Genomic DNA, 23,759 nt, shown 5'->3' with positions numbered 1-23,759 from the left:
ATTAGAACCAATGAAAGAGCCATCAATGCAGTCCTATAAAGATTTGAAGGTTTGGCAAGAGGCAATGAATCTTGCTGAATGTTGTTACAGAGCAACAAAACCATTTCCCAAAGAAGAAACTTACGGAATGGTTGCACAAATTCGGCGAGCTGCGGCATCAATTCCAGCTAATATTGCTGAAGGTTACGGGCGAAGAACGCGTGGCGAGTACATTCAATTTTTGTACATTGCGCAAGGTTCTCTAAAAGAGTTAGAAACACATTTGTTTTTGTCTATTCGTGTTGAACTAGCTTCATCGCAATCTATTAGTCCTGTTGTAAATCAATGCGAATCAGTTGGTAGGCTCTTATTACTCTTGATTCGTTCATTAGAAAAATAGGAGTGTAAAAGGGTAAGTGTGTGAGGGTGCAGGGATAAGAGTCTAAGAACAATCCTCCTACACCCCTATAACCCTATACCCCTACACCCCTAGACTCTGTCAGTGGTTCGGATTTCCCATAACCATAAGGTTCGCTGACAACGACGGGAATTTCTTCAAAGTTCTCTACCGGAGGTGGTGAAGAGACTTCCCATTCTAATCCAATTGCTTGCCAAGGATTATCTGGTGCTTTCTCACCAATCGTCCAAGCGCCAATCATATTGAGAATAAAGGGCAATGTGGACATTCCCAACAAGAATGCACCAATACTAGCAACGATATTCCAGAATTCATATCCTGCGTCTGGTGCATAAGAAGCGACTCTACGCAGCATACCCTGCAATCCTAATGGATGCATGGGGAAGAAGTTGAGGTTTGTACCAATAAATGTTAACCAGAAGTGGAGTTTGCCCAAGCCTTCGTAGTACATCCTTCCAGTCATTTTCGGGAACCAATGGTAGATGGCGGCATACATCCCCATCGTCACGGTGCCGTAAAGGACGTAGTGAAAGTGACCAACTACAAAGTAAGTATTGTTAACGTGAACATCGACAGGTACGGAAGAAAGCATTATGCCTACGATACCAGCGAAGACAAATAATACCAATCCACCCAGGGCAAACAGCATGGGTGTAGTTAAGCGCATTCTACCGCCCCAAATCGTCGCCACCCAAGCAAAGACTTTAATCCCAGTTGGCACGGATACTAACATTGTTGTCAACATGAAAATCATCCGCATCCAGCCAGGAGTACCGCTAACGTACATATGGTGTACCCAAACGATCGCACTGACTACGGCAATTAAGAGTGACGATACGGCAACTACTTTATAACCGAATAGGGGTTTGCGGGCATAAACTGGGAATATTTCCGAGAAAATGCCAAAAATGGGCAGAATGATCACATAAACGGCAGGGTGGGAGTAGAACCAGAAGTAATGCTGGAACATGACTGGATTGCCGCCGTTGGCTGGATCGAAAAAGCCAGTGCCAACTGTGAGATCGAGCAGCAGCATCACCGCACCTGCTGTCAGTGCGGGCAGTCCGAAAAGTTGGATAATCTGAGCGCTAAATACTGCCCAAACAAACAGGGGCATCCGAAAAAAGCTCATGCCCGGTGCGCGCATCTTGACAATGGTAGTGACAAAGTTTACTGCCCCCATAATCGAAGAGACACCGGAAATTGCCACTGCTAACAGCCAAATAACTTGTCCGTTAATCAAGTTACCTGTGGGGTTTTGCAGACTGACAGGCGGATAAGACCACCAGCCAGCTTGTGCCGGGCCGCCAGGTACAAAAAAGCTTGCCATTAAAAGAATTCCCACTACAGGCACCATCCAAAAGGCGGCGGCGTTGAGGCGGGGAAAAGCCATGTCGCGTGCGCCAATCATTAGTGGTACGAGGTAATTAGCAAGACCAACCAATGACGGGAATGTCCACAGGAACAGCATGACTGTGCCGTGCATAGTGAACATACCATTATAGACGGTGCGATCGACTAGATCTGATTCAGGGGTCATTAATTCTCCCCGAATCACCATTGCAAAGATGCCACCGACAAGAAAGAATATGAACGAAGTCACTAGGTACTGAATGCCAATGACTTTGTGATCGGTGCTAAAGCTAAAGTATCGCTTCCAATTGTCTGGAATATCGTGATGAGATTGCTCATTGGCGATACCGATGCTTTCGATAGAAATGTTCGTCATCGCTTTGTTTCCTTTTAACCAGGATAATTAACCACAGGAGGTTCTGCTGGGGCAACCGTCGCCCAGCCTGTTGAAAATGATTGATTGACTACTTGGGCATACTCAGAAGCAGCTTGATTGGATGCAGGAGATGGTTTGTGAGTTGCAGCTTTGGCAAGCCATTGGTGATAATCTTCTGGTGATTCAACCACTACATCCGCCTGCATGGTTGCAAAGTATGTACCGCTATATTGGGAATCTGTGAGTCGATATTTGCCAGAGCGGATAGGAGTGAATTCAAAGTTGATAGTTTCGTTGGGAACTATGTCTTGCTTGAGTCGAAAGGCAGGAACGTAGAAGCCGTGCAGAACATCTGCTGATTGCAGTGCCAAACGTACTCTGTGATCTGCGGGTAGGTGCAGTTCAGTACTGGTGACATTTTTTTCTGGATAATGGAAAACCCAAGCCCATTGTTTAGCAAGGACGTCAATTTGTTCAATAGCCTCTGAGTTTGACGCGATTTGAGAAGATGCGGAGAAACTTTTATTTACATTCCCCGTGTCTCCACCTCCCCATGTCCCCGCGTCCTCTTCATTCCCCGCGTCCCCGCGTCCCCGTGTCCCCTTGTCCTCTTCATTCCCCGCGTCCCCGCGTCCCCGTGTCCCCTTGTCCTCTACTGGTGCCGCATAAGCTGATTCCATTCCCATCGGCATATGCAAGTGCATTAGATGATTTGGCCCTTGAATTCCCATTTGTTCGTAGATTTGGTAGCTGTAACCGGCAATCCAAAACACGAGTAGAATAGGGATTGCTGTCCAGACAACTTCTAGTGTCACATTCCCTTCGATGGGAGGGCCATCGCAAATCTCGCCCTTTTTCGCCCGATGGAAGATAATAGAATACATTAGCGTTCCGGTGACTCCCAAAAAAATGAATGCACCTAGAGTTACCAAGAAGCTAAACAAGTCATCAACTAGTCGAGATTCAGCCGCAGCTTCTGGAGGTAGCCAAGAGTAAGCCTGCTTCCCGATCCAGAGACTAGTCGTAACGAGCGCGATCGCACTCGTAATCAATGTCAAAATCTTTAATAATTTCTGGATTTTCATAGCAACAAATTCAGTTATCAATTACCAGTTATCAGTTGTTAACTGTTAACTGTTTTGGGTTACTTCAACATTGCATTCAAGTCTTTGCCTACTCGCAGCAATTGATCGGCTGTGTTGTGTACACCAAACTCAGCAGCTAGTTGCGCTCCGAGTGTGCCGTGAACGTACATCACAGCCATGATTGCCACTCCCACAAATAGATAGCTCATCTGCACTTGTCTATCTTCGTGTTTGCGCCAAAGGAAGCGTTGGAATCCACGCCAGACTGTCATACCGACAATCAGCGCTAAGAGTAAAACACCACCCACACCATGCCAGAGCATTGTTTCCATTGCCTGCATTCCCCAGGCGCTCTTAACATCTAGTGGTGCTTCTGCCAGCATGATTTCGTAAAAGCCTGCCCCAACTGTAAAAAAGGTGATAATGGCTGAAGCGAGCATATTGTACCAGCCAACATCAAAGAAGTTAGCACGTTCAACTGGAATTGCTAAAAACTTGAATACCCATTTCTCCAAGGGGAAAAATACACCGACAATATCAAAGAAAATCCCGATAATGAACAGTCCTAAGGTGAGATGAACTAAGTTGGGATGAATAGGAAGAGAGTAAGGCAATCCATTTGTGCCTAATTGCACTTTTAATTGCTCAATCAGTTCGGAGTTCATCGCAAAATACCATCCTTTACTGCTTCAACAACTGGTACTGTATGCAATCCATACACCCAAACAAGTTGATCGCCCAGATATACTTGCATACCAACGATGACAGCTAAAACTAACCCCATTCCCAAATATCCGATCGGTAATTTGTAGGGGTTACGTAGGCGAATCACATAACGCCAAGCTGTAATGGCAGCAATTATTCCTGAAAGTGACCAGCCAATCAATGTATGCATACTCAGTACTGATTTTGCTAGCGCATAAGGTTTTGCCAATCCAGCTTCAAATTGTCCAAAAATGATAGCGACGAAAATAGCGATCGTAGCGAGAAACATATTCCACCAACTCACCTCAAAAAGACGGTGATTGCTAGTAAAATAGCCAATTACATCGCAAATAAAAGCAAACAAGACCATCGCAATTACGAAGTGGACAATGATGGGATGAATCGTATCTGGATATGGTAAATTGTGGTCATTCAGACGCGTAAAAAACTCAAGCATAGAATTCTCCTAAGCATATTTACGTGCATCATATAAGCTAAATTTCAAAGATTTACATCCAATACAAGCAACGCATAACCGATATCTATATCTAAATATCTGTGTAGCGGAATTCGGTTAACCTAAAATCAACTGGTTGTAGCCTTGGATGAATTTGGATTCTCCTTACCAGGTTGAACCCGGTAACGAGGGTAGTTTTCTACATTAATTTTAACAATTCACACATTTTTATAATATTCTTTAATAAAAGTAAAAAATGTATTGTTTAACCAAAATGATAAATACTAAATGTGAAGAATAAACTATAATTTGAAGAATGTAACTATAGTCACTTTTTATTACTAGTATTTTGTATTTACAAATACAATATATTTTGAAAAATGTAGGCAATAAAACAGTTTAAATAGAAAAATCAATATATTAACTTACTGCAATGCATTAAACTAATATTGTTATTTTGGTCTTGGTTTTTATTTCAAAAATTTTTCGATAGGATACTAATATAACCTATATTTTCTGCTTAGACATTTAAATCATGTAAAATTCCTATTTCTCAATAAAGTAGGAAGGAATCAGAATCATTTACCAATTATGTATGCTGATTTCTTGGTTCTGCGTTATATTTAATTGATAATAAATGTAATGCGATCGCTAAAAATATCTAGTATCTAGTTGCCACCAATAAATGCTGACTATTATTGGTTGTGGTAATCTTAACCGCAGTGACGATGCTATAGGTGTAATTATTGCTCAACGCCTACAGCAATATCTTGCCGAACATCCTCATTCCCACGTGCAAGTATATGACTGTGGTACTGCGGGTATGGAAGTAATGTTTCGAGCAAGAGGTAGCAAACAGTTAATAATTATTGATGCAAGTGCAACAGGTTCCGAAGCAGGTGCGGTATTTAAAGTTCCTGGAAAAGAACTAGAAGCACTGCCGGAACCCAGTTATAATTTGCATGATTTTCGTTGGGATCATGCTTTAGCCGCAGGTAGGAAAATCTTTGCAAATGACTTTCCTCAAGAGGTAATAGTTTACCTAATTGAAGCAGCAAATCTTGATTTTGGTTGGGAATTAAGCCCTGTTGTTAAACATTCTGCTGATTTGGTATTTGCAGAAATAATAGCGATTATCTCGATAGGTAGTGGTTAGTAGTTAGTAGGGGAGGCAGCGCGCCCTTGCGGAGCCAGTGCGGTGGACGGGTTCCCCGGCATAAAGGAGCCAGCGCGTTGCGCGGGTTCCCCGCGTTGTAGCGACTGGCGTCACCTGGCGTCGGGTTAAGCGCGTCGAGTGCGACTGCCGTGCGGGTTTATTGAGATATTTCGTTATCCGAGAGAGATTATTGTTAAAACCCGCCCGTACAGTGGTTAGTATAGACGCGAGGAACCGAAGCGTCTGTACATTAATGGTTAGTAGTTGCCTATTACCTGTACCCTGTTCCCCATTCCCTATTCCCTTCTCGATAAACCGAGAGTTCATCCACCCTCATTTCAAAAGGCATTCCCAAATTAACAGGTGGACAAACCCTAATCTTAGCACTACTAATAATTTCACCCAGCACTGTCGCCATTGGTACTATTTTTTGTAAGACGCGCCAGTTGGTAATTTGATCGGGGCATTCAATTACCAAAGTCATTGCATTGGCACAAGTAATTACATACCAACGGCAAATAGATAACAAATTTTGTATAGTGCGATCGCAAGCATCATAAAAATACGTGCTAATAGAATTTTCTAGCTGCTGGCGCAGTATAATATCTGCCGAGGTTAGTTGATTTGGATGTGAATCATCATGATTTAAGCAATAATTAGTCATTTTTTTCTCTCTTTACTTCTGAGGCTTATTTTGTATAATCACGACATATAGTATGTCCTTGTTTATCGAAAATTCTGAGTCTCATCTCTATACAGAGAAATGATTTCACATTCATAGTTACGTGAAATATTTCAAGTTTCAGGCTAGGAAACTCCAGTACCTTCTGAAAAGTTTTCTGTATAAGTTTTTCTTGATAGCTTTTGATAACATAATTTGACTGAAAATAGTTAGTTCCACAAATAAAAGGAACTTTCAGCCTTAAGCGTCAGACTTGCTTGGTTTATATATCCAGTAATTGCACAAGCTGTGATAAACTCTTTATTCTCAAAATATAAATCTGTATTGAGAGCGAGTTTACCAGAATAGAAAATATTACATTTCTGTTGTAAACAACTACTCAGCCAGTAATTATACTCAGAAGATGTTTACAATTTCTAAAGCAATATCTCACGCTCCAGTTTTTGTATCTCCAGCTAGATTTATAATAAACACAAATCATTAAAAAAAAGAATCCTCTGATACTATTAATCAGTAAAATCTAACTCTTGAGACTAATATTATTTAATTTCTAAACAAAGCTTAGATAATTATTCTCATTGTATCAGAGAAAAGATGCTATATATTCTGCCAATAATTCTCGCAAGCTGTACCTAAGCTCCTTTCAATAGCTCACTTTTGCTGATGAATTGCGTCTCATATTTCAAGAAAATTAATATTGATAAAGCTTCTCAAAAAAATCTAATTAAAATTACTAGAAACCAGAAATGGTGGACAACATCCACCATTTCTCAAAAACTTGTAGCTACATCATTAATTATTGGATAGTATCGCTTGGCAATTTAAGCTATTAACTAACACTTGCTAGTTTACGTTCATCAGAGAATAGCTTTCTAGCTGATTTTTCTGGTTTTGGTGCGCCATAAAAACAAGCTTCTGCTTCTAGTTCCTCCACCAAATCCCAAGCTTCGATAGCTTTTTTAGAATCAGCACCACAGTTACTGGAAACTGAACGAGCATTGGATATCGCTTTTTGGAGTTCTTTTTGCAAGAATGCTAATTTGGGCTTTTCTAGGAAGTCACCTTTCATAATAATATCGGTGACGGAAATAATACCAAGTAGTTCACCTTGGATAACAGGCGCACGCCATACGCCCGTATTAGCAAATAGCCGTGCCACATATTCAACATCAAGATCAGGATTGACGACGATGCAAGGCTTGCTCATAATTTCGTAGATGTGTACCTGTTTAGGATCTTTCCCACAAGCAACCACCTTGGAGACGATATCAGTCTCGGTAACAATACCGTAAGCATCTCCGTCGTGACGAGCTTCGACAATTAAGCATCGTAATCCTTTGAGCCTCATGAGTCTGACTGCTTCTGCTACAGTAGCCGAACCGCGAATGGTAGCTACATCTTGAGTCATGATGTGTTTGGCTCTCATAATTTCTGCTCCTTTTCCTTATTTGCAAGCAAACTGGTTCTACATTGCTGCAATTCTTCCCTTACTACATATGCCGGAGGCATAAACGCTTCATCTAGACTTAGGCTGAACTGCAAGAAATCAGAGTTGCTATTTCAAAAAGCAATTACGAAACTTGAAATTGTGTCATCTCATGACTTAATAAATCTGGCTTTTACTAGAAGAAGAATTACGCATTTACCCATAATTTTACCTTTAAGATAACTTAATTTATTCCCAATGTTTAGTTTAGCCAAGATTTATTTCTTCATTAATTACATAAGAATCTAATTACTTTTTGCTGCTGTTTTTTAGGTTTAAAGACAACAAGTTAGCCTACATTTATATATTAACTTTGGAGAAAGTATGCACAAGGTGTCAGTCATAAAACTTTGCAAAATCATCTACAAATAGAATCTTAAATTAATCCAAATTATTTGTATTTTTTGACTTTTGTAAGATAACAAAATATTTACTTAATCTCCTTAATCAATGATTAAGTGTAATGAATAGCAAGAGTAGCAAATGAGTTGCAATTAAATATCAATAATCAATAGAAAACAGAGCTGCTTCATCAGGAATGAAGTATTATATCAAAGTAGTTTCAGCAGACTTAACTTGTGATAAACAAGATATCTTACTTCTCAAATAATTTAGGAATAATTCTACAGTTTACGTGCAACTACGTGAAAAATATGCCAGTGTTTTTCTTCTCCTAGTGCTGTCTTACCAGGATGATCTTCTTCCTTTAACATTTCAATTTCAAAATCTTGTAGCATCTGTTCTATCTGTTCACGGGTATGATGGGTAATAGAAGTGTAAATAGCCCAAGAATCACGCTCTCCAAATAATTGAGCCGAAAAGCGGCCACCAGAACGTAAAGATGTAACAATTTCTTTCCATAAGTTCGGAAAAAATTCTGGCGGACAAAAGGGTAACGAAAAACTAGCATTTACTAAATCTACTAATTCTGGCAAAGTTAAATTTTCAAAGCGAACAACGCGGGTTTGTAAAAGTTTTAAATCAATATTAGGATAATTTAACAAACGGGTAATGGCTTCTTGTTGTCCATCAATTGCTAATACTCGCCAACCACGACGCAATAGTTCGACGGTATCTCTTCCTTCTCCACACCCCAAGTCAACTGCGAAATAAGACTTAGAAGTGCTTGGATTTTCTTTATCAAAATAATCCAAAGCTGTAAGCAGAGTATCTCGTGGTGGACGTCCCTCTACAGCTTGATAGTAAGCTAGCCACTTGTGCTCAAAATCTCCACTATCTGATTTATAAATTTTTGATTCTGACATGATTTATACAATTACAGTCGTAAATTATAAAAAATCTCTGAATTATTATAAACAAAATCTGAAATACACATAATGTATTATGTGAAAATAAAACTACTGTGATAGCATGAGCGTGTCAAAATTAGTAAATTTTCAATATGAAAGTCAGTGCTCGTAACGCCCTCAAAGCTACTGTAAAAAAAATTGTACCAGGTTCAGTTAATACCGAAGTCACTCTAGAACTTGCGCCTGGAATCGAAGTGACTTCAATTATCACAAAAGCCTCAGCTGACAGTCTTCAATTAGCAGAAGGAAAACAAGCTTACGTTGTTATTAAAGCAACAGATGTAATGGTTGCTGTTGATTAAAAAATTGGTTGTCTTTTACTAATGATATAGAACCCCGACTTCTTTGAGAAGTTAGGGTTCTTGTTTTTTATCAATGATTTAGGGTTGCTACTATCTATTAACCAAAAAACTTAAAATTACCTCTGTTAGTTTATGGGTAATAGGAAAGCTATCAATCACCATTGCAGCACACAATAACATCATATAGAGAATCGAGAAAAGAAATAGCGAGCGCGCTAATTCTTTATCCTCTGAATTTTGTAAGAGCGCCCAAGCTTTTTTGGTGAAAATAGCCCCCAGCACAAAAGCAGTGCAGCCATAAATTGCACCCATGAAATTGAGAGGTTCTAATAATAAAAATGTCGTGGGAATTAGTAGTAAACTGTACACCCATATTTGGCGAGCGGCAGTAATATGATCAGCAACTACCGGTAGCATCGGCACACCCACCTTGGCATAATCTTCACTAATCATCAATGCCAGCGCCCAGAAATGAGGAGGTGTCCATAGGAAAACGATCGCAAACAAGAGCCACGCTGTCCAGCTTACACTACCCGTAACTGCTGTCCAACCTACCAATGTTGGGATTGCCCCAGCCGCTCCACCAATGACGATGTTAAGAGAGGTATGGCGTTTGAGTAAATGAGTGTAGACGCCCACATAAAACAAAATACCGGACATTGCCAGCGCAGCACTAAGCAAATTCACAAAGACTGCAAGCAATGTGAAGGAAATACAAGCTAAAGCGATCGCAAATATTAAAGCATGAACAGGCTGTATCCGCCCAGAAGGCAAAGGACGATGGCGAGTGCGTTCCATTTCATAATCAATGTCGCGATCATAAATGCAATTGAACGTCTGGGCGCTAGCAGCAGCAAAAGTACCACCAGCTAAGGTAACTAGTAGCAATATAAAGTCCAATTTTCCCCTAGATGCAATAGACATACTAGCAGTTGTGGTAATCAGCAATAGGGGAATAATTCGAGGTTTAGTGAGTTGGTAATAACTCTGAACAACTTGTAGAAAATTCTGATAGTGGTGCGTGACAGTATTCCCTATCATAATTAGTAGAAGGCAGAGGACACAGAGAAGTCAGAGCGGAGGTTTCCTCCGTTAGCGCAAGCTCCACTCTGCGAGAAGCCGCCCTCCGGGTGTCTACGCTCTGCGAGGCTCTGAACTTCAAAGGGGCAGAAAGCAGAAGGTAAAATCTTGTTTATTTCTGCTGTTATCTAAAAGTTAGCATTTTATATTTAATAATTCAGCTATTTATTAATTTTTAAGTAATGAACTGTTGCAATACTATTAACAAATACTGAACTTTAGTATTCTGCTTTGTTCAATATATAATGTTACTTCTTTGATTATTTATAAAATAAAAATAAAAAAACGTTAAAACAATTACAAAATAGATTATCTTTAAAGAAGAAAAGATATTATTGAATATAACAGTTGTTTACTAGTATACTTTTCATAAATTATTACAGCACATTTCATCTAGGTGAAGTACATTAATCCCACCCACTCTATCGAGTACCCCCTCTGTACCACGCCAGTCGCCACAACGGGGGGTTCAATGCCCCCACGGAGTGGGAATTGGGGGAGGAACCCTCCGAAGTCGCCCCAACGGGGGAAACCCCCGCAAGGCGCTTCTCTCCGCAAGGCGCTGGCTACCCTTGCTGAGGGGTGTACTTCATTCACTTGCAATCTGCTGTAAATAGTATTGAATATTCAAAATATAAATAAGAAGTCATAGCTATGCAAAAGCTATAACTTCAAAATTAGCTAGAAAAAGAGAAAATGAAGAGGAAAAAAATAAAAACTTTAGACAAGATAAGGTTCTTGATGAGTCTTAATCGTGCAATTAGAACGTGGATAGGTCACGCAAAGTAAAGCGAAGCCTTTAGAAACCTGATCGTCATCAAGGAAGATTTGCTCAGATTGATCGATTTCACCTTCAACTACCTTACCAACGCAGCTAGAGCAAGAACCAGAGTGACAAGAGAATGGCAACTCAATTCCATTTTCCTCTGCTGCTTCTAAGATGGTAGTTTCTTCGTCAACTTCGATTGTAGCGTCAAGGTCTTCTTTTTTGTTGATTAATCTAACTTGATAAGTTGCCATTTTCGTGTTCTCCTCAAAAAACGTTGTTGATTGCTATTAGCTATTAACCAATAGCTATTAACTGCAAGGTACACCCGCAGACGAACAATCGCTTGTTTTGAATGACTTGCCGCAACCACAGGTTTCAGTTGCATTGGGGTTGATAAACTTGAAGCCGCTTTCCATTACGCCATCAATAAAATCAATGACAATCCCTTCTAATAGGGGCGCACTTTCGGCATCAACATAAATGGTTACTTTACCTTGCTGGATCACTAAATCATTTGCTTGTGGCTTACTAGTGACATCCATTGCATATTCGTAACCACTGCAACCACCATCTTTAACAGAGATACGGATGCCTTTAGTTACGTCGTTGGCATCGGGAGTAGAACCTGCTAAAAATGCTCGCAATCGAAATTCTGCTTTTTCTGTCAAATTAACAGACATCTGACCTCCTGATTATTGAAAATTTGTTGATAGCTAACTGTTAATAGTTAATTGTTCATTCCATTTCGATTAACCATCAACTAATGACTAATGACTGTGGATTTTGATTGCAAGTATCTCCAAGGTGCATTATTACCACACACTGGGCAAGAGCGATCGCGGTAAGAATGACGCTTGGCAAATTCCATCCGAGCCAGATCTATTGTCAGCAGTTGCGATAGGAGAGGTTGGCTAAATCCAGTGATCAGCTTAATTGCTTCCAATGCAGAAAGACAAGCAAGAGTTCCAGATACAGCACCTAACACTGAAAATCCACGCCGATCCCAATCTGGTTTTTCGGGAAACAAGCAAGATAAACAAGGCGTCACACCGGGAATAATCGTAGTTAGATAAGCTTCCATCCCATCCATCGCTGCTTCCACCATTGGCTTACGCCACCGTACGCAAGCTTCATTCAACAAATCGCGCTCCGTAAAATTATGGGCGCAGTCGAGTGCCATATCTGCGGATTGCACCAAAACATCCACATTCTCCGAGGTGACATATTCATGAACTGCTTCTACTTTGACATCAGGATTGATTGCTTCTAAAGTTTCTTTTGCCTTAAAAACCCTTGGCTTACCAACCCAATCATGCGTCATTAAAATTTGACGATTCATATCATCAAGTCGCAGATCGCCACCTCGGACTAGGATCAGTCGCCCAACGCCTGCTACCGCTAGGTAAAGCGCTGCCGTACCGCCTAATCCTCCCACACCCGTCACCAGAACAGTCGCTGACTTCAGGCGCTTTTGTGCAACTTCGCCAAAATTAGGGAGCATCATTTGGCGACGGTAACGTTCTAACTCGGTAGGCGTTAGGTCTATCACTTTTTACCTCCTAATCAGAAGTGATTTCTGTCAGCGTAATTACATTTTTAGGCTTCTGGTTAAACACTTTGAACAGCTTTTGTTCTTGAGGTGTAGATTCGATAAAAACTTGATAAGCCTTTTGCAGCGCCTCACAATATTTACTTAACTTATCTGCGGCACTAAGGTCAGTATAATTCTCATCAATTTCTTGAATATATTGGGAGAACTTTTTGAGAATATGTAGACGATTTACATTGACAACCTTTTGGTCATAAGGTAGTTGAAAAAAGTCAAAATATTCCTCTGCTTCTGTGAGCTTTTGGAACTTATTCCAATCTTCGCTCATTTTTTTTGCTCCATTTGTTTCAGTTGTTGCTTTAATTCATCTAGCTGACAATAAATTTTATAAGTTGCAGCAGCAACGTCCATAAGCTTTTCGTAATCTGTTGGTAAGCCCTCTGCTAAATCGTGCAGATCCATTTTCATTTGACCTGCTTTACTATTAAGACGTTTGATTTGAGTTTGTAGTTCTTCAATTGTCATTTTTTTGGATTGATTCATAGGCATCTCTATACGTTAATAGCTAATGACAATTAGCTATTAATTATTAGCTATTAGCTATTAATTATTAATAATTTTTTACAGTCTTCCTACTTCCGGAAAACGTTGGGCTAATTCCACGCCTTTTTGTACTAAATTTTCTCCTTCTTCTGCTACTTTTTCTAATGATTCAAAACCAAAACGATGAGCATCTCGCAAAGTTTTAACAGCTAGTAGTAAACGACCAGAAAAGACTAGCGCCCAGCCAAAACCCTCATGGCTTAAATCAACTACAACCTGAGATAAAAGACCAGTTTCTTGTTCAATCCGGGCTGCAACAGCTCGGTAAAATGCCATAATTCTTGCTACAGTAATCGGATCTACTTCACCTTCAACAGAAATTTCACGTTTCTTTTGTTTGGTAACAACAAAAGGTTTTAGTATCAATTCATCCGACCAATTTCGATATACTCCATAACTATCTTGTCCACGAATTTGTTGTACGATCGCTTTCAAGAAAGGTGACTTTAAAACTTCTGTTGTAGCTGTTCCATTCATGCTATTAGTTGCGCTCATACCGTTGCTTCCTCCTCTAATTCATCTTCAAAGCTGCGAGATTTTTGCTGTAGGGCTTTACGCAACCAAGGTGGAGGACTCCCCTGCAAAGTTTTGACTAGGTTTTCTAGAATATCAGTAATTTTTTCTTGTTCAGTTCGTGCTTTAACTGGAGTAACACCTTTCTTAATTAAACGTGCCGCAGCATTTCCGCCAATTGCTGACACATAAACAATTGTACAATCAACAACTGCATCCAATTTAGGAATTAATTTATCTTCGTTCCCATCTTCTTTGAGATTTCCACCAAAGTTTAAGGTTTCTATGAACTGATAACCCTCTGATGATATCTCATAAATATCGATAGTTTTAGCCCAGCCAAAGTGAGCATTAATATGAACTCGGTCGTTAGTTGTGAAGGCTATTTTCATCGTCATGCTAGTAACTTTGAGTTTCAGACTGCTAATGGCTAACTGCTAATAGTTAATAGTGAAATACTATTAGCGATTAGCTATTAACTATTAGCCTTGTTATTACCAATCACCTTGAATATTTCTATCTCTCACTTTTGCTTCCTCTGCTTCTAAAAAGAGATTGCCAATGTCAAATAACATCTGGATCGTGCCTTTGTAACCCGCTTTGGTAAATTGACCATTACCCAAACGGTCAAAAATGGGAATTCCTTGACGGTAAAGAGGGATGTCGAGTCGTTTGGCGATCGCTGCTATGTGAGAGTTACCTACTAGTAAGTCAGATCCTGCTGCAAGTTGCTCAAAATCTTCTAAATCGCTGATAATGACCTTCTCAATGGGGAGTTTTTCTAATAAAGGCGATCGCGTTGTCGTTACAGCTGCTTGTATTTCTGCCCCCATTGATTGTAAAAAACAAACTGTAGACCATAATAAATCTGGTTCCAATGCTAAAGACACTCGTTTGCGACCAAAATAAAAGTGAGTGTCTAGCATGGCATCTTGTAACTGGCGACGTTGGCGGCGATATTTTTCTGGTACGCTACTACCGCTCAATTCCGCCAGAAATTGCAAAAATTTATCTGTTGGTTCTAACCCTGTCAGTTCTGTAAATACCTCAAAGGGCGTGCCGAAGCGATGTTGCAGAATTTTCGCTGCATTCCGCATACTTTCACCCAGTGCCAAGGTGAAAGCAGAACTGCCAACTTTATGCAATTGTACCAGAGTTGTGCCACCGCCTGTAATCGGACTGTAAGAATCATCTAAGTGACCATCCAAAGAAGCGGAAAGGTCAGGTACGATAATTGGTGTAAATCCAAAGGCGGTGACAATCTCTTTTACCTGTTGCACATCCCCTGGTGCAAAGGCAGAACTCATCAAAATTGTGATTTGCTGTGCCTTTTTCTCACCTAATAGGGGAATCTCTTTGACTGTGCTTTCCACCGCAGCAGCAAAGCCATCTTGTAATGCACCTTTAAAATCTGGAGAGGAAACCAAGATAATTGGCAGTTCATCCAGTTCTGGATGACGTTTGCGAAAATCCTTGAGAATACCTTCCATATCATCCCCTCTGGTTTCCGTCAGTCCAGTCGTACACAAACCGATAATTTCTGGCTGTGACTTTTGCACCAGAGTTAAGATTGCCTCTTCAACATTCTCCTCCCCACCTAAAATTGTGGTGACTTCGGTCATTGCTGTGGTCGAGAGGGGAATTGCCTCCCTAAAATGCCGCACCAGTATCACTTTAGCGAAAGCAGTACAGCCTTGGGAACCGTGGAGTAAAGGCATCATTCCTTTCAATCCCAAAAAAGCAAGGGCTGCACCCAAGGTTTGACTTTGTTTGAGAGGATTAACTACAACTGGTTTATTGGGAACAACAACAGTCGCCATTAAACTTCCTCCTCGAAAGATGCAGATAGTGGGAGGCGAATTTCAGGCGACACGGAGATGCGGAGAAATGCAGACGCCGAGATATTCCCCGTGTCCTTATTTCCTGCGTCCTCTTCCCAAGGTGCAGGTTTACGTACTTGCTCCCACACAGGACTGTAGAGGGCTTCATCTAACTCACGTGCCATTTCTACCATCCCTACATAACCTGCATAGGCGTGATGGCGTTCCTGATTGATATCTAAAAAAGGAATCCGGGCTTTGAGAGCAGTGTATTGATTGCGACCACCAGCAACTAACATCTCAGCTTTTGTTTCATTAATCACCCGCAATATTTCTTGGGGGTTGCCCTTTTCCAGTGTGATGCCGTCTTGACCAAGTAACTCTTTGATGCGGGCTTTATCTTCTTCCGTACTTTTTTTAGTACTGGTTGCTACCACTTCCATTCCCAAGTCTTTTGCCGCAGAAATAATTGACCAGCTCTTCACGCCTCCAGTATAAAGAACAACGCGCTTGCCTTTCAGACGGGCGCGATATGGAGCTAGTTTATCTTGTAGTGCAGCAGTTTCTTCAGCAATCAACTTTTCTGTACGTTCCTGTAGATCGGGGTCACCTAATTGTGCAGCGATGTTCCGCAAACAGCGGTTCATGTCCTCCACACCGTAGAAAGATTCCTCAATGTAAGGAATACCGTAGCGCTCCTTCATCTTTCTTGCCATGTTAATCAAGGCTTTGGAGCAAATCATCACGTTGAGCTTGGCACGGTGGGCGTAACAAATTTCTTCGTAGCGAGAGTCACCAGTCATTTTTGCCAAAACACGGATGCCTAATTTTTCCAGTAATGGGATGACATTCCACATTTCACCGGCGATATTGTACTCACCGATGAGGTTAATATCATAGGGCGTAGTGTATTCAGGTTCGGCAGTGCCAACAACGTGTTCCAACAATACTTCACCAGCAATGCGGTTACCAAGATTTTTACTACCTACAAAACCAGGAGAATTGACAGGGATAACAGGGATACCAATTTTCTTGGCAGCAGCTTGGCAAACTGCATCCATGTCTTCACCAATTAAAGCAGTGACACAGGTGGAATAAACAAATACTGCTGCTGGTTGATAGCGTTGGTGAATATCTAGGATAGCTTTATAAAGCTTTTTTTCGCCTCCAAAAATTACATCATTTTCACTTAAATCGGTAGTAAAGCCAAACTTGTAAAGTTGAGGCCCAGAAGAGAGACTACCACGACTACCCCAGGAATTTCCAGCGCAGGCGATCGGCCCGTGGACTAAATGAGCAGCATCAGTAATCGGTACTAGGGCAATCATTGCACCATCAAAGGAGCAGCCTCCTTGAGCAGCCCCAGGTTGAGCTTGTTGTTTGCAAGTTTTATTTTTTTTGTCTCCATGAGTCTGATGATTATGCTCGCATCCTGGTTCAGAGAGCAGCTCATTGATTTTGCCTTGGGTGATTGTCATCTGTTTCCTCGCGCTGGATGAAAGTTGTTAATTGGAAAAAGGCAGCTATGCAGTAGGCAGTAGGCAGAAGGAAGCCAGTTTCTTAATAGATGTGCTGATTTGAAGTTAATTACAGAATATTTACTAACTACTACCTACTAACTACTAACCATTAACTAATTAGTAATCGATAATGAGTATTGAATAATGAGTAATATGTAACGACTAGCAAATATATTTCGTGACATCTTCTCCACATTCATCGCTGAGGTAAGATAAGGCACGAAAACGTAATCCTACAAAATTGTCATATAAGGGATTTAGCTTGCACAACGCAGGAATATTAAATGTACACCCAAACATTTTAATACTGCGCTCAAAGGGGCAACAGCAAGGAATTATTTGGCAAATTAGATGAGCCAGACGATGGTTTTTTACCTGAATGTTATCCACGAATCGACGTAGTGGATATAGAATATCAAAACCACCAGATTTTTGATAGTTTGGTGGATGAAAGTTAGGGTGGTTGTGAGTGTGATTTACAGAAGCCATCTTTAGCAAATTGGGTAATAATTTCAAAGAAAAAAGGAATTGGGAATTGGGAATCGGGGATAAATGAGGAAAGGGAGAGGGGGAGAGTGGAGGAAGCGATCTGTAGGAAGAAATCTTCTCCTTGTCGACGGACACTTTCCTCAACGGAGGGGACCTCCGCACGGAAGTGTCCTCCCCGTGTCCCCGTGTCCCCTTGTCCTCTTCTTCGTCCCTAGTCCCTTATTGGCACGCTGCGAGTTAATGAGATTCTTAACGAATCAAATCGAAGGAGATATCGGTCTTACCTGCAATATTACTGCTGCGATCCAACTCATCAAGAATGGTGTTAACAACCCAGTTGAGTAAGTTCAAACCACCTTGGTAACCAAGTGTAGGATAGCGGTGTAAGTGGTGGCGATCAAACAGAGGATAACCAATCCGTACCATTGGGATCTTGGTATCGCGCCACAGGTACTTACCGTAGGAATTACCAACGAAGAAGTCTACAGGCTCAGTAAACAGTAAGCTGCGTAGATGCCACAAGTCTTTGCCAATCCAGACTGTTGCTTGCTGACCGAATGGGCTAGCACTAAGCAATTCTTCCATTTCTTTCTTGAATGCTTCGTCACCATTGTTGCAGAGGATGTGTACTGGTTCAGCACCCAACTCTAACAAGAAACTAGTAACGCTGTAGATTAAATCTGGGTCGCCGTAGATAGCGAACTTCTTGCCATGAATCCACGCGTAGGAGTCAGTCATGGCGTCAACCAAACGACCACGCTCATCTTCCAATTCTTGAGGAATGGGCTTACCGGTCATTTCAGAAAGAGTCATCAAGAACTCGTCAGTACCCTTCACACCAAATGGACGCAGGACTTTAGTTTGCTGTTTCCACTTAGTTTCGATGTATTCACGAGTCTTGGGTGTGGTGTAGCGTTGCAGTGCAACAGTCGCTTCGGCATTGCAAGAATCAGCAGCGTCTTCCAGCTTTGTACCACCTGGGTACATATCATACTCACCAGTATTGGGAGCATCTAGGTAGTCACTGTTGTCCGCTAAGACGGTGTAATCGATACCCATTAAGCCCAACATCCGTTTTAATTCGCGGTTGTTGCCAACATAGGTATCAAAACCAGGAATAAAGTTGATTTTGCCGTTGGTTTTGTCCTTTTTCTTGCCTTCTGTCAAATTAGACAGAATCCCCTTCATCATGTTGTCGTAGCCAGTGGTGTGAGAACCAACGAAACTGGGGGTGTGGGCAAAAGGTACTGGAAAATCTTGGGGAATTGAACCAGCATTCTTAGCATTGGTGATGAAAGCACCCAAGTCATCACCGATAACTTCTGCCATACAGGTGGTGCAAACAGCAATCATCTTGGGCTTGTAGAGTTGGTAAGAAACTTGCAAGCCTTCGATCATGTTGTTCAAACCACCGAACACGGCTGCATCTTCAGTCATTGAAGAAGACACGGCTGAGAATGGCTCTTTGTAGTGACGGCTGAGGTGGGTACGGAAGTAAGCAACGCAACCTTGAGAACCTTGAACAAAGGGTAAGGTGCCTTCAAAACCGACAGCAGCAAAAATAGCGCCTACGGGTTGGCAACCTTTAGCAGGGTTGACAGTTAATGCTTGACGGGCAAAGTTCTTTTCACGGTACTCCCAGCCTTTTGTCCATTCAGAAACGCGTTGAACTTCTTCTGGTGAGTGTGCGCCTTCAAACTGCTCATGCTTGTTCTTGAAGAGTTCTTGGTACTCTGGCTGTTGAAATAGTTGTACGTGATCTACAATTTTTTCGGGATTCTGTGGCATTTGTGTATCTCTCTGTTGCTTGCTGAATGGGTGAATGGTGAGGTAGTCCGTTGCGGGGGTTTCCCCCCAACCCCACTCCGTGGGGGCCCCAAAGCCCCCCGTTGTAGGAACTGCGTAGACGCCCGGAGGGCGGCTTCAAGGTAGAGTACCCGAAGGGTGAGCAGTGTGCGGATAGCCAAGGGGTCGAATCCCGGAGGGAGTTACGAGTGGTGAATGATGAATAATGAATGAAACAAATTATTCCATCCAGCATTCAGCATTCATCATTCTTCCCTTTATAGCTGGGGTATAAACCCCAGGCTATCCATCTATTTCCCTTTTAATTAAGCAGCGTTAGCCTTAGCTACGGACTTTTTCCAAGGAGCGCCAACTAAGCTCCAAGTGGGGCTGTTGAGAGCCAAATCCATGTCGCGAGCGAAGACAGCGAAGCCGTCGTAACCGTGGTAAGGGCCAGAGTAATCCCAAGAGTGCATTTGACGGAAGGGCAAGCCCATCTTCTGGAACACGTACTTCTCTTTGATGCCAGAGGCGATTAAATCGGGTTTCTTCGCTTTCACGAATTCCTCGAATTCGTAGGCGGTAACGTCGTCGTAGATGATAGTAGCGTTGTCGATGTAGTGGGTTGTGCGCTTATAGTCGTCGTTGTGAGCGAATTCGTAGCCAGTACCAATCACTTTGATACCCAGGTCTTCAAAAGCGGGAACAACGTGACGAGGACGCAGACCGCCAACATACAGCATAACTGTATTACCTTCGAGGCGAGGACGATACTTCTCGACGATCGCATTCATTGCCGATGTGTACTTAGCGATAACCTTCTCGGCATTTTCTTGGATCTTGGAATCAAATTTAGCAGCAATCTCACGCAGAGATGCAGCAATCTTGGTAGGGCCGAAGAAGTTGAATTCCATCCAAGGCATACCATAGGCTTCTTCCAAGCTACGGCAGATGTAGTTCATCGAGCGGTAGCAGTGGATCAGAACTAATTTAGCTGCTGGCCCTTGGATCAATTCGTTCAGGGTACCATCACCAGACCACTGGGCAACAACACGTAAGCCCATTTCTTCTAATAACATCCGGCTTGCCCAAGCATCACCACCGATATTGTAGTCACCGATTAGTGCTACATCATATGGGCCTGGCTCGAAGTCGATTTTATTTTCTTTCTTCGCTTTATCAAATTGGGGGAAGATCCAGTCACGGATAGCGTCGTTAGCAATGTGGTGACCGAGAGACTGAGAAACACCTCGGAAACCTTCGCAACGCAGAGGTACTACAGGTTTACCAATTTGTTTAGCAGCTTTCTTAGCTACGGCTTCGATGTCATCCCCAATCAGACCAATGGGACATTCTGATTGAATTGAGACACCACGGTTGAGGGGGAAGAGTTCTTCAATTTCTTCGATCATTTTGGTGAGTTTTTTATCACCACCAAAGACGATATCCCGCTCTTGGAAGTCGGAGGTGAAGTGCATAGTACCGAAGGAATCGACACCAGTTACACCAACGTAGTAGTTACGACGACCAGACCAAGACCAGTAACCACAACCAACAGGCCCGTGGCTGATGTGGATCATGTCCTTAATCGGCCCCCAGACTACACCCTTAGAACCTGCATAGGCACAACCACGAGCGGTCATTACACCAGGAACAGATTTGATGTTAGACTTAACACCGCAATCAGCCTTGCCTTCTTCGTGAACGTTGAGGTGTTTTTCGCGCTTTTTGCGAGATTTTTCGGGGTAGGCTTGGAGAACTTCTTTAATTAGTTCTTTGTGTTCTTCTACAATATTCTTGTTTTCTGGAGGTGTCATAGTCTGCCTCGATTACTCTTAACGGATCGGGAAATAGAAGGATAGATGAAGAGGAGGGGGAGAGGGGGCAGGGGAGCAGAGGAGCCACTGCGCCCTTGGAGGTTCCCCGGAGCTTTCGGAGTCTCCGGCTCCGCTCCGTTGTAGCACTTGGCGTGGGCAGAGGGGAGAAATTCTCTATGTCTCCGTGTCTCCGTGTCTCCGTGTCTCCGTGTCTCCTTTGATTACGGCATTAACTATTTGCTAGTAGCTTCAGCAGGCTTACCGATGATTTCAGCATGCTTGGTATCGTCGTCGAGGATACCGTATTCGATCAACAATGCTTCTAGATCGTCCATTTCCATTGGTGTGGGAATGGTGAGTTTATCGTTGTTGATGATCTTCTTAGCTAGTGCGCGGTATTCTTGAGATTGGTTGCTGTCAGGTGCATACTCGTTAACAGTCATACGACGCAATTCTGCGTGTTGAACGATGTTGTCACGAGGTACGAAGTGGATCATCTGGGTGTTGAGTCTTTCAGCCAGGTTTTCGATCAATTCGGCTTCACGGTCAACTTTACGGCTGTTACAAATCAAACCACCCAAACGCACACCACCAGAGTGAGCGTACTTAAGAATACCACGAGCGATGTTGTTAGCAGCATACATCGCCATCATTTCACCGGAGGTAACAATGTAGATTTCTTGTGCTTTACCTTCACGGATAGGCATAGCAAAACCACCGCAGACAACGTCACCCAACACGTCGTAAGATACGAAGTCTAAGTCTTGGTAAGCACCGTTTTCTTCCAAGAAGTTGATGGCGGTGATGATACCACGACCGGCGCAACCTACACCAGGCTCAGGCCCACCAGACTCCACGCACTTCACGCCACGAAAACCGGTGAGCATTACTTCTTCTAGTTCTAAGTCTTCTACTGCGCCGCGCTCTGCGGCGAGGTGTAACACGGTGGTTTGAGCTTTGCTGTGCAGCATCAAACGGGTAGAGTCAGCTTTGGGGTCACAACCTACGATCATAATGCGCTGACCCATTTCTGCCATCGCAGCTAGGGTATTTTGGGAGGTGGTAGATTTACCGATACCGCCTTTACCGTAGAATGCGATCTGTCTGATATTCTCAGTCATGATTAATGTTTCTCCTGCTATTGGTTTGGTGGGTAATCGAGAATTTGTTTTAGAGGTTCACGTTGATTGGGTCAGCAGTGACCGCTTGATAGAACGTCGCCGGTGGTTAAGGTGGCGATCGCTCTACCACAAAAACAGTTGGAATGTTCAGCATATTTGTTGTTAGTAAATTTTTGGGTGTTAGTAGATAGTAGGTAGTAATTAGTAGTAATTTGTTCTTAGTAGGTAATTAGTCAAATTTCCACTATCCACTGTACGGGCGGGTTTAAAAGAGAAATGGTCGGTTTTAACCGAAAAATAATCAATGAAACCCGCCCCTACTAACCACTCACTAAACTGCTTCAACTACAATATTTTGGCTGACGCGATCGCGTAATCTGGATTCAATCGCTATCTTGAGTGTGGCAGTGCTGCTAGAACAAGAACCGCAAGCACCTTGCAGTATTACTTTGACGCGATCACCTTCTACGTCATACAGTTCTACATCTCCCCCGTCGGCGATCAAAACGGGTCTGACTTCTTCATCTAGTACTCTTTGAATAAGAGCAATTTTTTGCACTGATGTCAATTTCTTTGCAGATGTCTGCCCATTGGTATTGAGGGAAGCACTGACAGGGGTAACTGCTTGTTGTTGCACAGATGCAATGATGTCATCGATACTTGCCAGACACGATCCGCATCCGCCACCTGCTTTGACGTAGTTTGTTACATCTTCGGCGGTAGTAAGATTATTTTCAACAATTACGCGCCGGATTTTTGATTCGCTGATGCCAAAGCAGGTGCAAATTAGCGCTCCTTCGTCATCATCGTCATGAGCCTCTCGCTTTATGCCCCGGTAATTATAAATAGCCGCTTCTAGTGCTTCTTGTCCCATTACCGAGCAGTGCATTTTTGCTTCTGGCAGTCCACCAAGATGGCTAGCAATGTCTTTATTAGTAACTTTTAGAGCTTCATCTAAGGTTTTACCCTGAATTAGTTCGATCAGAGCTTCAGAAGAAGCGATCGCACTGGTACAACCAAAGGTTTGAAAGCGAGCGTCGAGAATTTTTTCTGTATCTTGCTCAACTTTGAGATGCAGTCTGAGGGCATCTCCACAAGCAATGCTACCTACGTCACCAACAGCAACTTTAATTCCTGGTTCACCCTTGTCTTCTATTGCTCCCTGATGTTTGGGATTGTAGAACAAGTCCAATACCTTATCTGTGTAGTCCCACATAGTCTATTTTGGATTTTGGATTTTGGAGCCACTGCGCCCTTGCGGTTTAAGCGCGTTGAGTGCAAGTGGCGTGATTTTGGATTGGGTATTGGGGATTAGTGATTGGGTACTGGGAAAAGTTTAGTTCACGCTCTTGAACGTTTCTTTCCCAGTTACCAGTACCGAGTC

At 42.3% G+C, this 23,759-nt stretch carries 26 protein-coding genes; 4 read left to right on the top strand and 22 right to left on the bottom strand.

The window, feature by feature from the left end:
• Positions 1 to 10: 10 nt before the first annotated feature.
• Complete coding sequence (locus QUB80_RS03240) at positions 11 to 379, top strand: four helix bundle protein (protein ID WP_289788042.1); 369 nt, start codon at positions 11 to 13, stop codon at positions 377 to 379.
• A gap of 73 nt (positions 380 to 452) precedes the next feature.
• On the opposite strand, the gene ctaD is transcribed toward QUB80_RS03240, so the two are convergent.
• From ctaD to QUB80_RS03220, 4 genes are read right to left on the bottom strand one after another with little or no spacing between them, the layout of a single operon-like run.
• Positions 453 to 2,126, bottom strand: a complete 1,674-nt coding sequence (ctaD, locus tag QUB80_RS03235; RefSeq protein WP_289788041.1) for a cytochrome c oxidase subunit I — start codon at positions 2,124 to 2,126, stop codon at positions 453 to 455.
• A 14-nt stretch (positions 2,127 to 2,140) separates the two neighbouring features.
• Positions 2,141 to 3,211, bottom strand: a complete 1,071-nt coding sequence (locus QUB80_RS03230; RefSeq protein ID WP_289788040.1) for a cytochrome c oxidase subunit II — start codon at positions 3,209 to 3,211, stop codon at positions 2,141 to 2,143.
• A 59-nt stretch (positions 3,212 to 3,270) separates the two neighbouring features.
• A complete protein-coding gene (locus QUB80_RS03225) occupies positions 3,271 to 3,876 on the bottom strand; it encodes a DUF2231 domain-containing protein (RefSeq protein WP_289788039.1) in 606 nt (201 codons plus the stop codon).
• The gene (locus tag QUB80_RS03220) at positions 3,873 to 4,373 is read right to left on the bottom strand and encodes a DUF2231 domain-containing protein (protein WP_289788038.1); all 501 of its coding nucleotides are present in this window, start codon (positions 4,371 to 4,373) and stop codon (positions 3,873 to 3,875) included. The genes QUB80_RS03225 and QUB80_RS03220 overlap by 4 nt, the downstream gene beginning before the upstream one ends.
• 685 nt (positions 4,374 to 5,058) lie before the next feature.
• Between QUB80_RS03220 and QUB80_RS03215 the strand changes: the two genes are divergently transcribed.
• Positions 5,059 to 5,529, top strand: coding sequence for a hydrogenase maturation protease (locus tag QUB80_RS03215; protein ID WP_289788037.1), 471 nt, complete (start codon positions 5,059 to 5,061; stop codon positions 5,527 to 5,529).
• Positions 5,530 to 5,800: 271 nt separating this feature from the next.
• Here QUB80_RS03215 and QUB80_RS03210 read toward each other — a convergent pair whose 3' ends face one another.
• The 3 genes from QUB80_RS03210 to QUB80_RS03200 form a co-directional block, all read right to left on the bottom strand.
• Positions 5,801 to 6,193: a hypothetical protein gene (locus QUB80_RS03210; RefSeq protein ID WP_289788036.1), complete on the bottom strand. Its 393-nt coding sequence runs from the start codon at positions 6,191 to 6,193 to the stop codon at positions 5,801 to 5,803.
• A gap of 847 nt (positions 6,194 to 7,040) precedes the next feature.
• Positions 7,041 to 7,637 (bottom strand): CBS domain-containing protein, encoded by a 597-nt coding sequence (locus tag QUB80_RS03205; protein WP_289788035.1) that lies wholly within the window; start codon positions 7,635 to 7,637, stop codon positions 7,041 to 7,043.
• A 683-nt stretch (positions 7,638 to 8,320) separates the two neighbouring features.
• Entirely contained in the window at positions 8,321 to 8,962 is a 642-nt protein-coding gene (locus tag QUB80_RS03200) for a class I SAM-dependent methyltransferase (RefSeq protein WP_289788034.1), read from the bottom strand.
• 137 nt (positions 8,963 to 9,099) lie between these two features.
• Between QUB80_RS03200 and QUB80_RS03195 the strand changes: the two genes are divergently transcribed.
• Positions 9,100 to 9,309 carry a TOBE domain-containing protein gene (locus QUB80_RS03195; RefSeq protein WP_289788033.1) on the top strand — a complete coding sequence of 70 codons (210 nt, stop codon included), beginning with the start codon at positions 9,100 to 9,102 and terminating at the stop codon, positions 9,307 to 9,309.
• 90 nt (positions 9,310 to 9,399) lie between these two features.
• On the opposite strand, the gene QUB80_RS03190 is transcribed toward QUB80_RS03195, so the two are convergent.
• The 14 genes from QUB80_RS03190 to nifH form a co-directional block, all read right to left on the bottom strand.
• Entirely contained in the window at positions 9,400 to 10,350 is a 951-nt protein-coding gene (locus tag QUB80_RS03190) for a heme o synthase (RefSeq protein WP_289788032.1), read from the bottom strand.
• 759 nt (positions 10,351 to 11,109) lie between these two features.
• Positions 11,110 to 11,409, bottom strand: a complete 300-nt coding sequence (locus QUB80_RS03185; protein WP_016872348.1) for a 2Fe-2S iron-sulfur cluster-binding protein — start codon at positions 11,407 to 11,409, stop codon at positions 11,110 to 11,112.
• Positions 11,410 to 11,466: 57 nt separating this feature from the next.
• Positions 11,467 to 11,838 carry a HesB/IscA family protein gene (locus QUB80_RS03180; protein WP_289788031.1) on the bottom strand — a complete coding sequence of 124 codons (372 nt, stop codon included), beginning with the start codon at positions 11,836 to 11,838 and terminating at the stop codon, positions 11,467 to 11,469.
• Between the two features lie 80 nt (positions 11,839 to 11,918).
• A complete protein-coding gene (locus QUB80_RS03175) occupies positions 11,919 to 12,707 on the bottom strand; it encodes a HesA/MoeB/ThiF family protein (protein WP_289788030.1) in 789 nt (262 codons plus the stop codon).
• A gap of 10 nt (positions 12,708 to 12,717) precedes the next feature.
• On the bottom strand, positions 12,718 to 13,035 hold the full coding sequence (gene nifW / locus QUB80_RS03170; protein ID WP_289788029.1) for a nitrogenase-stabilizing/protective protein NifW: 318 nt from the start codon (positions 13,033 to 13,035) through the stop codon (positions 12,718 to 12,720).
• Positions 13,032 to 13,232 carry a CCE_0567 family metalloprotein gene (locus QUB80_RS03165; protein ID WP_289788028.1) on the bottom strand — a complete coding sequence of 67 codons (201 nt, stop codon included), beginning with the start codon at positions 13,230 to 13,232 and terminating at the stop codon, positions 13,032 to 13,034. The genes nifW and QUB80_RS03165 overlap by 4 nt, the downstream gene beginning before the upstream one ends.
• 96 nt (positions 13,233 to 13,328) lie before the next feature.
• Positions 13,329 to 13,805: a NifX-associated nitrogen fixation protein gene (locus QUB80_RS03160; RefSeq protein ID WP_289788027.1), complete on the bottom strand. Its 477-nt coding sequence runs from the start codon at positions 13,803 to 13,805 to the stop codon at positions 13,329 to 13,331.
• Complete coding sequence (nifX, locus tag QUB80_RS03155; RefSeq protein WP_289788129.1) at positions 13,802 to 14,215, bottom strand: nitrogen fixation protein NifX; 414 nt, start codon at positions 14,213 to 14,215, stop codon at positions 13,802 to 13,804. Before nifX ends, QUB80_RS03160 begins: the two co-directional genes overlap by 4 nt.
• A gap of 102 nt (positions 14,216 to 14,317) precedes the next feature.
• Entirely contained in the window at positions 14,318 to 15,643 is a 1,326-nt protein-coding gene (gene nifN / locus QUB80_RS03150; protein WP_289788026.1) for a nitrogenase iron-molybdenum cofactor biosynthesis protein NifN, read from the bottom strand.
• Complete coding sequence (gene nifE, locus QUB80_RS03145; RefSeq protein WP_289788025.1) at positions 15,643 to 17,121, bottom strand: nitrogenase iron-molybdenum cofactor biosynthesis protein NifE; 1,479 nt, start codon at positions 17,119 to 17,121, stop codon at positions 15,643 to 15,645. The genes nifN and nifE overlap by 1 nt, the downstream gene beginning before the upstream one ends.
• Positions 17,122 to 17,325: 204 nt before the next feature.
• Positions 17,326 to 17,652: a Mo-dependent nitrogenase C-terminal domain-containing protein gene (locus tag QUB80_RS03140; protein WP_289788024.1), complete on the bottom strand. Its 327-nt coding sequence runs from the start codon at positions 17,650 to 17,652 to the stop codon at positions 17,326 to 17,328.
• A gap of 249 nt (positions 17,653 to 17,901) precedes the next feature.
• Complete coding sequence (nifK, locus tag QUB80_RS03135; RefSeq protein WP_289788023.1) at positions 17,902 to 19,440, bottom strand: nitrogenase molybdenum-iron protein subunit beta; 1,539 nt, start codon at positions 19,438 to 19,440, stop codon at positions 17,902 to 17,904.
• A gap of 323 nt (positions 19,441 to 19,763) precedes the next feature.
• Positions 19,764 to 21,254 carry a nitrogenase molybdenum-iron protein alpha chain gene (gene nifD / locus QUB80_RS03130; RefSeq protein ID WP_289788022.1) on the bottom strand — a complete coding sequence of 497 codons (1,491 nt, stop codon included), beginning with the start codon at positions 21,252 to 21,254 and terminating at the stop codon, positions 19,764 to 19,766.
• Positions 21,255 to 21,487: 233 nt separating this feature from the next.
• Positions 21,488 to 22,378 (bottom strand): nitrogenase iron protein, encoded by an 891-nt coding sequence (nifH, locus tag QUB80_RS03125; protein WP_200862408.1) that lies wholly within the window; start codon positions 22,376 to 22,378, stop codon positions 21,488 to 21,490.
• On the opposite strand from nifH, the gene QUB80_RS03120 reads away from it, so the two are divergent.
• Positions 22,374 to 22,541, top strand: a complete 168-nt coding sequence (locus tag QUB80_RS03120; RefSeq protein WP_289788021.1) for a hypothetical protein — start codon at positions 22,374 to 22,376, stop codon at positions 22,539 to 22,541. The two genes, nifH and QUB80_RS03120, sit on opposite strands and share 5 nt — an antisense overlap.
• Before the next feature lie 165 nt (positions 22,542 to 22,706).
• Here the strand turns inward: QUB80_RS03120 and nifU are convergent, their stop codons facing one another.
• Positions 22,707 to 23,591 (bottom strand): Fe-S cluster assembly protein NifU, encoded by an 885-nt coding sequence (gene nifU / locus QUB80_RS03115; protein ID WP_289788020.1) that lies wholly within the window; start codon positions 23,589 to 23,591, stop codon positions 22,707 to 22,709.
• Positions 23,592 to 23,759 lie beyond the last annotated feature (168 nt).

The organism is Chlorogloeopsis sp. ULAP01 (assembly GCF_030381805.1).
Taxonomy (GTDB): domain Bacteria; phylum Cyanobacteriota; class Cyanobacteriia; order Cyanobacteriales; family Nostocaceae; genus Chlorogloeopsis.
This window is presented reverse-complemented; position numbering and strand designations above follow the sequence as displayed.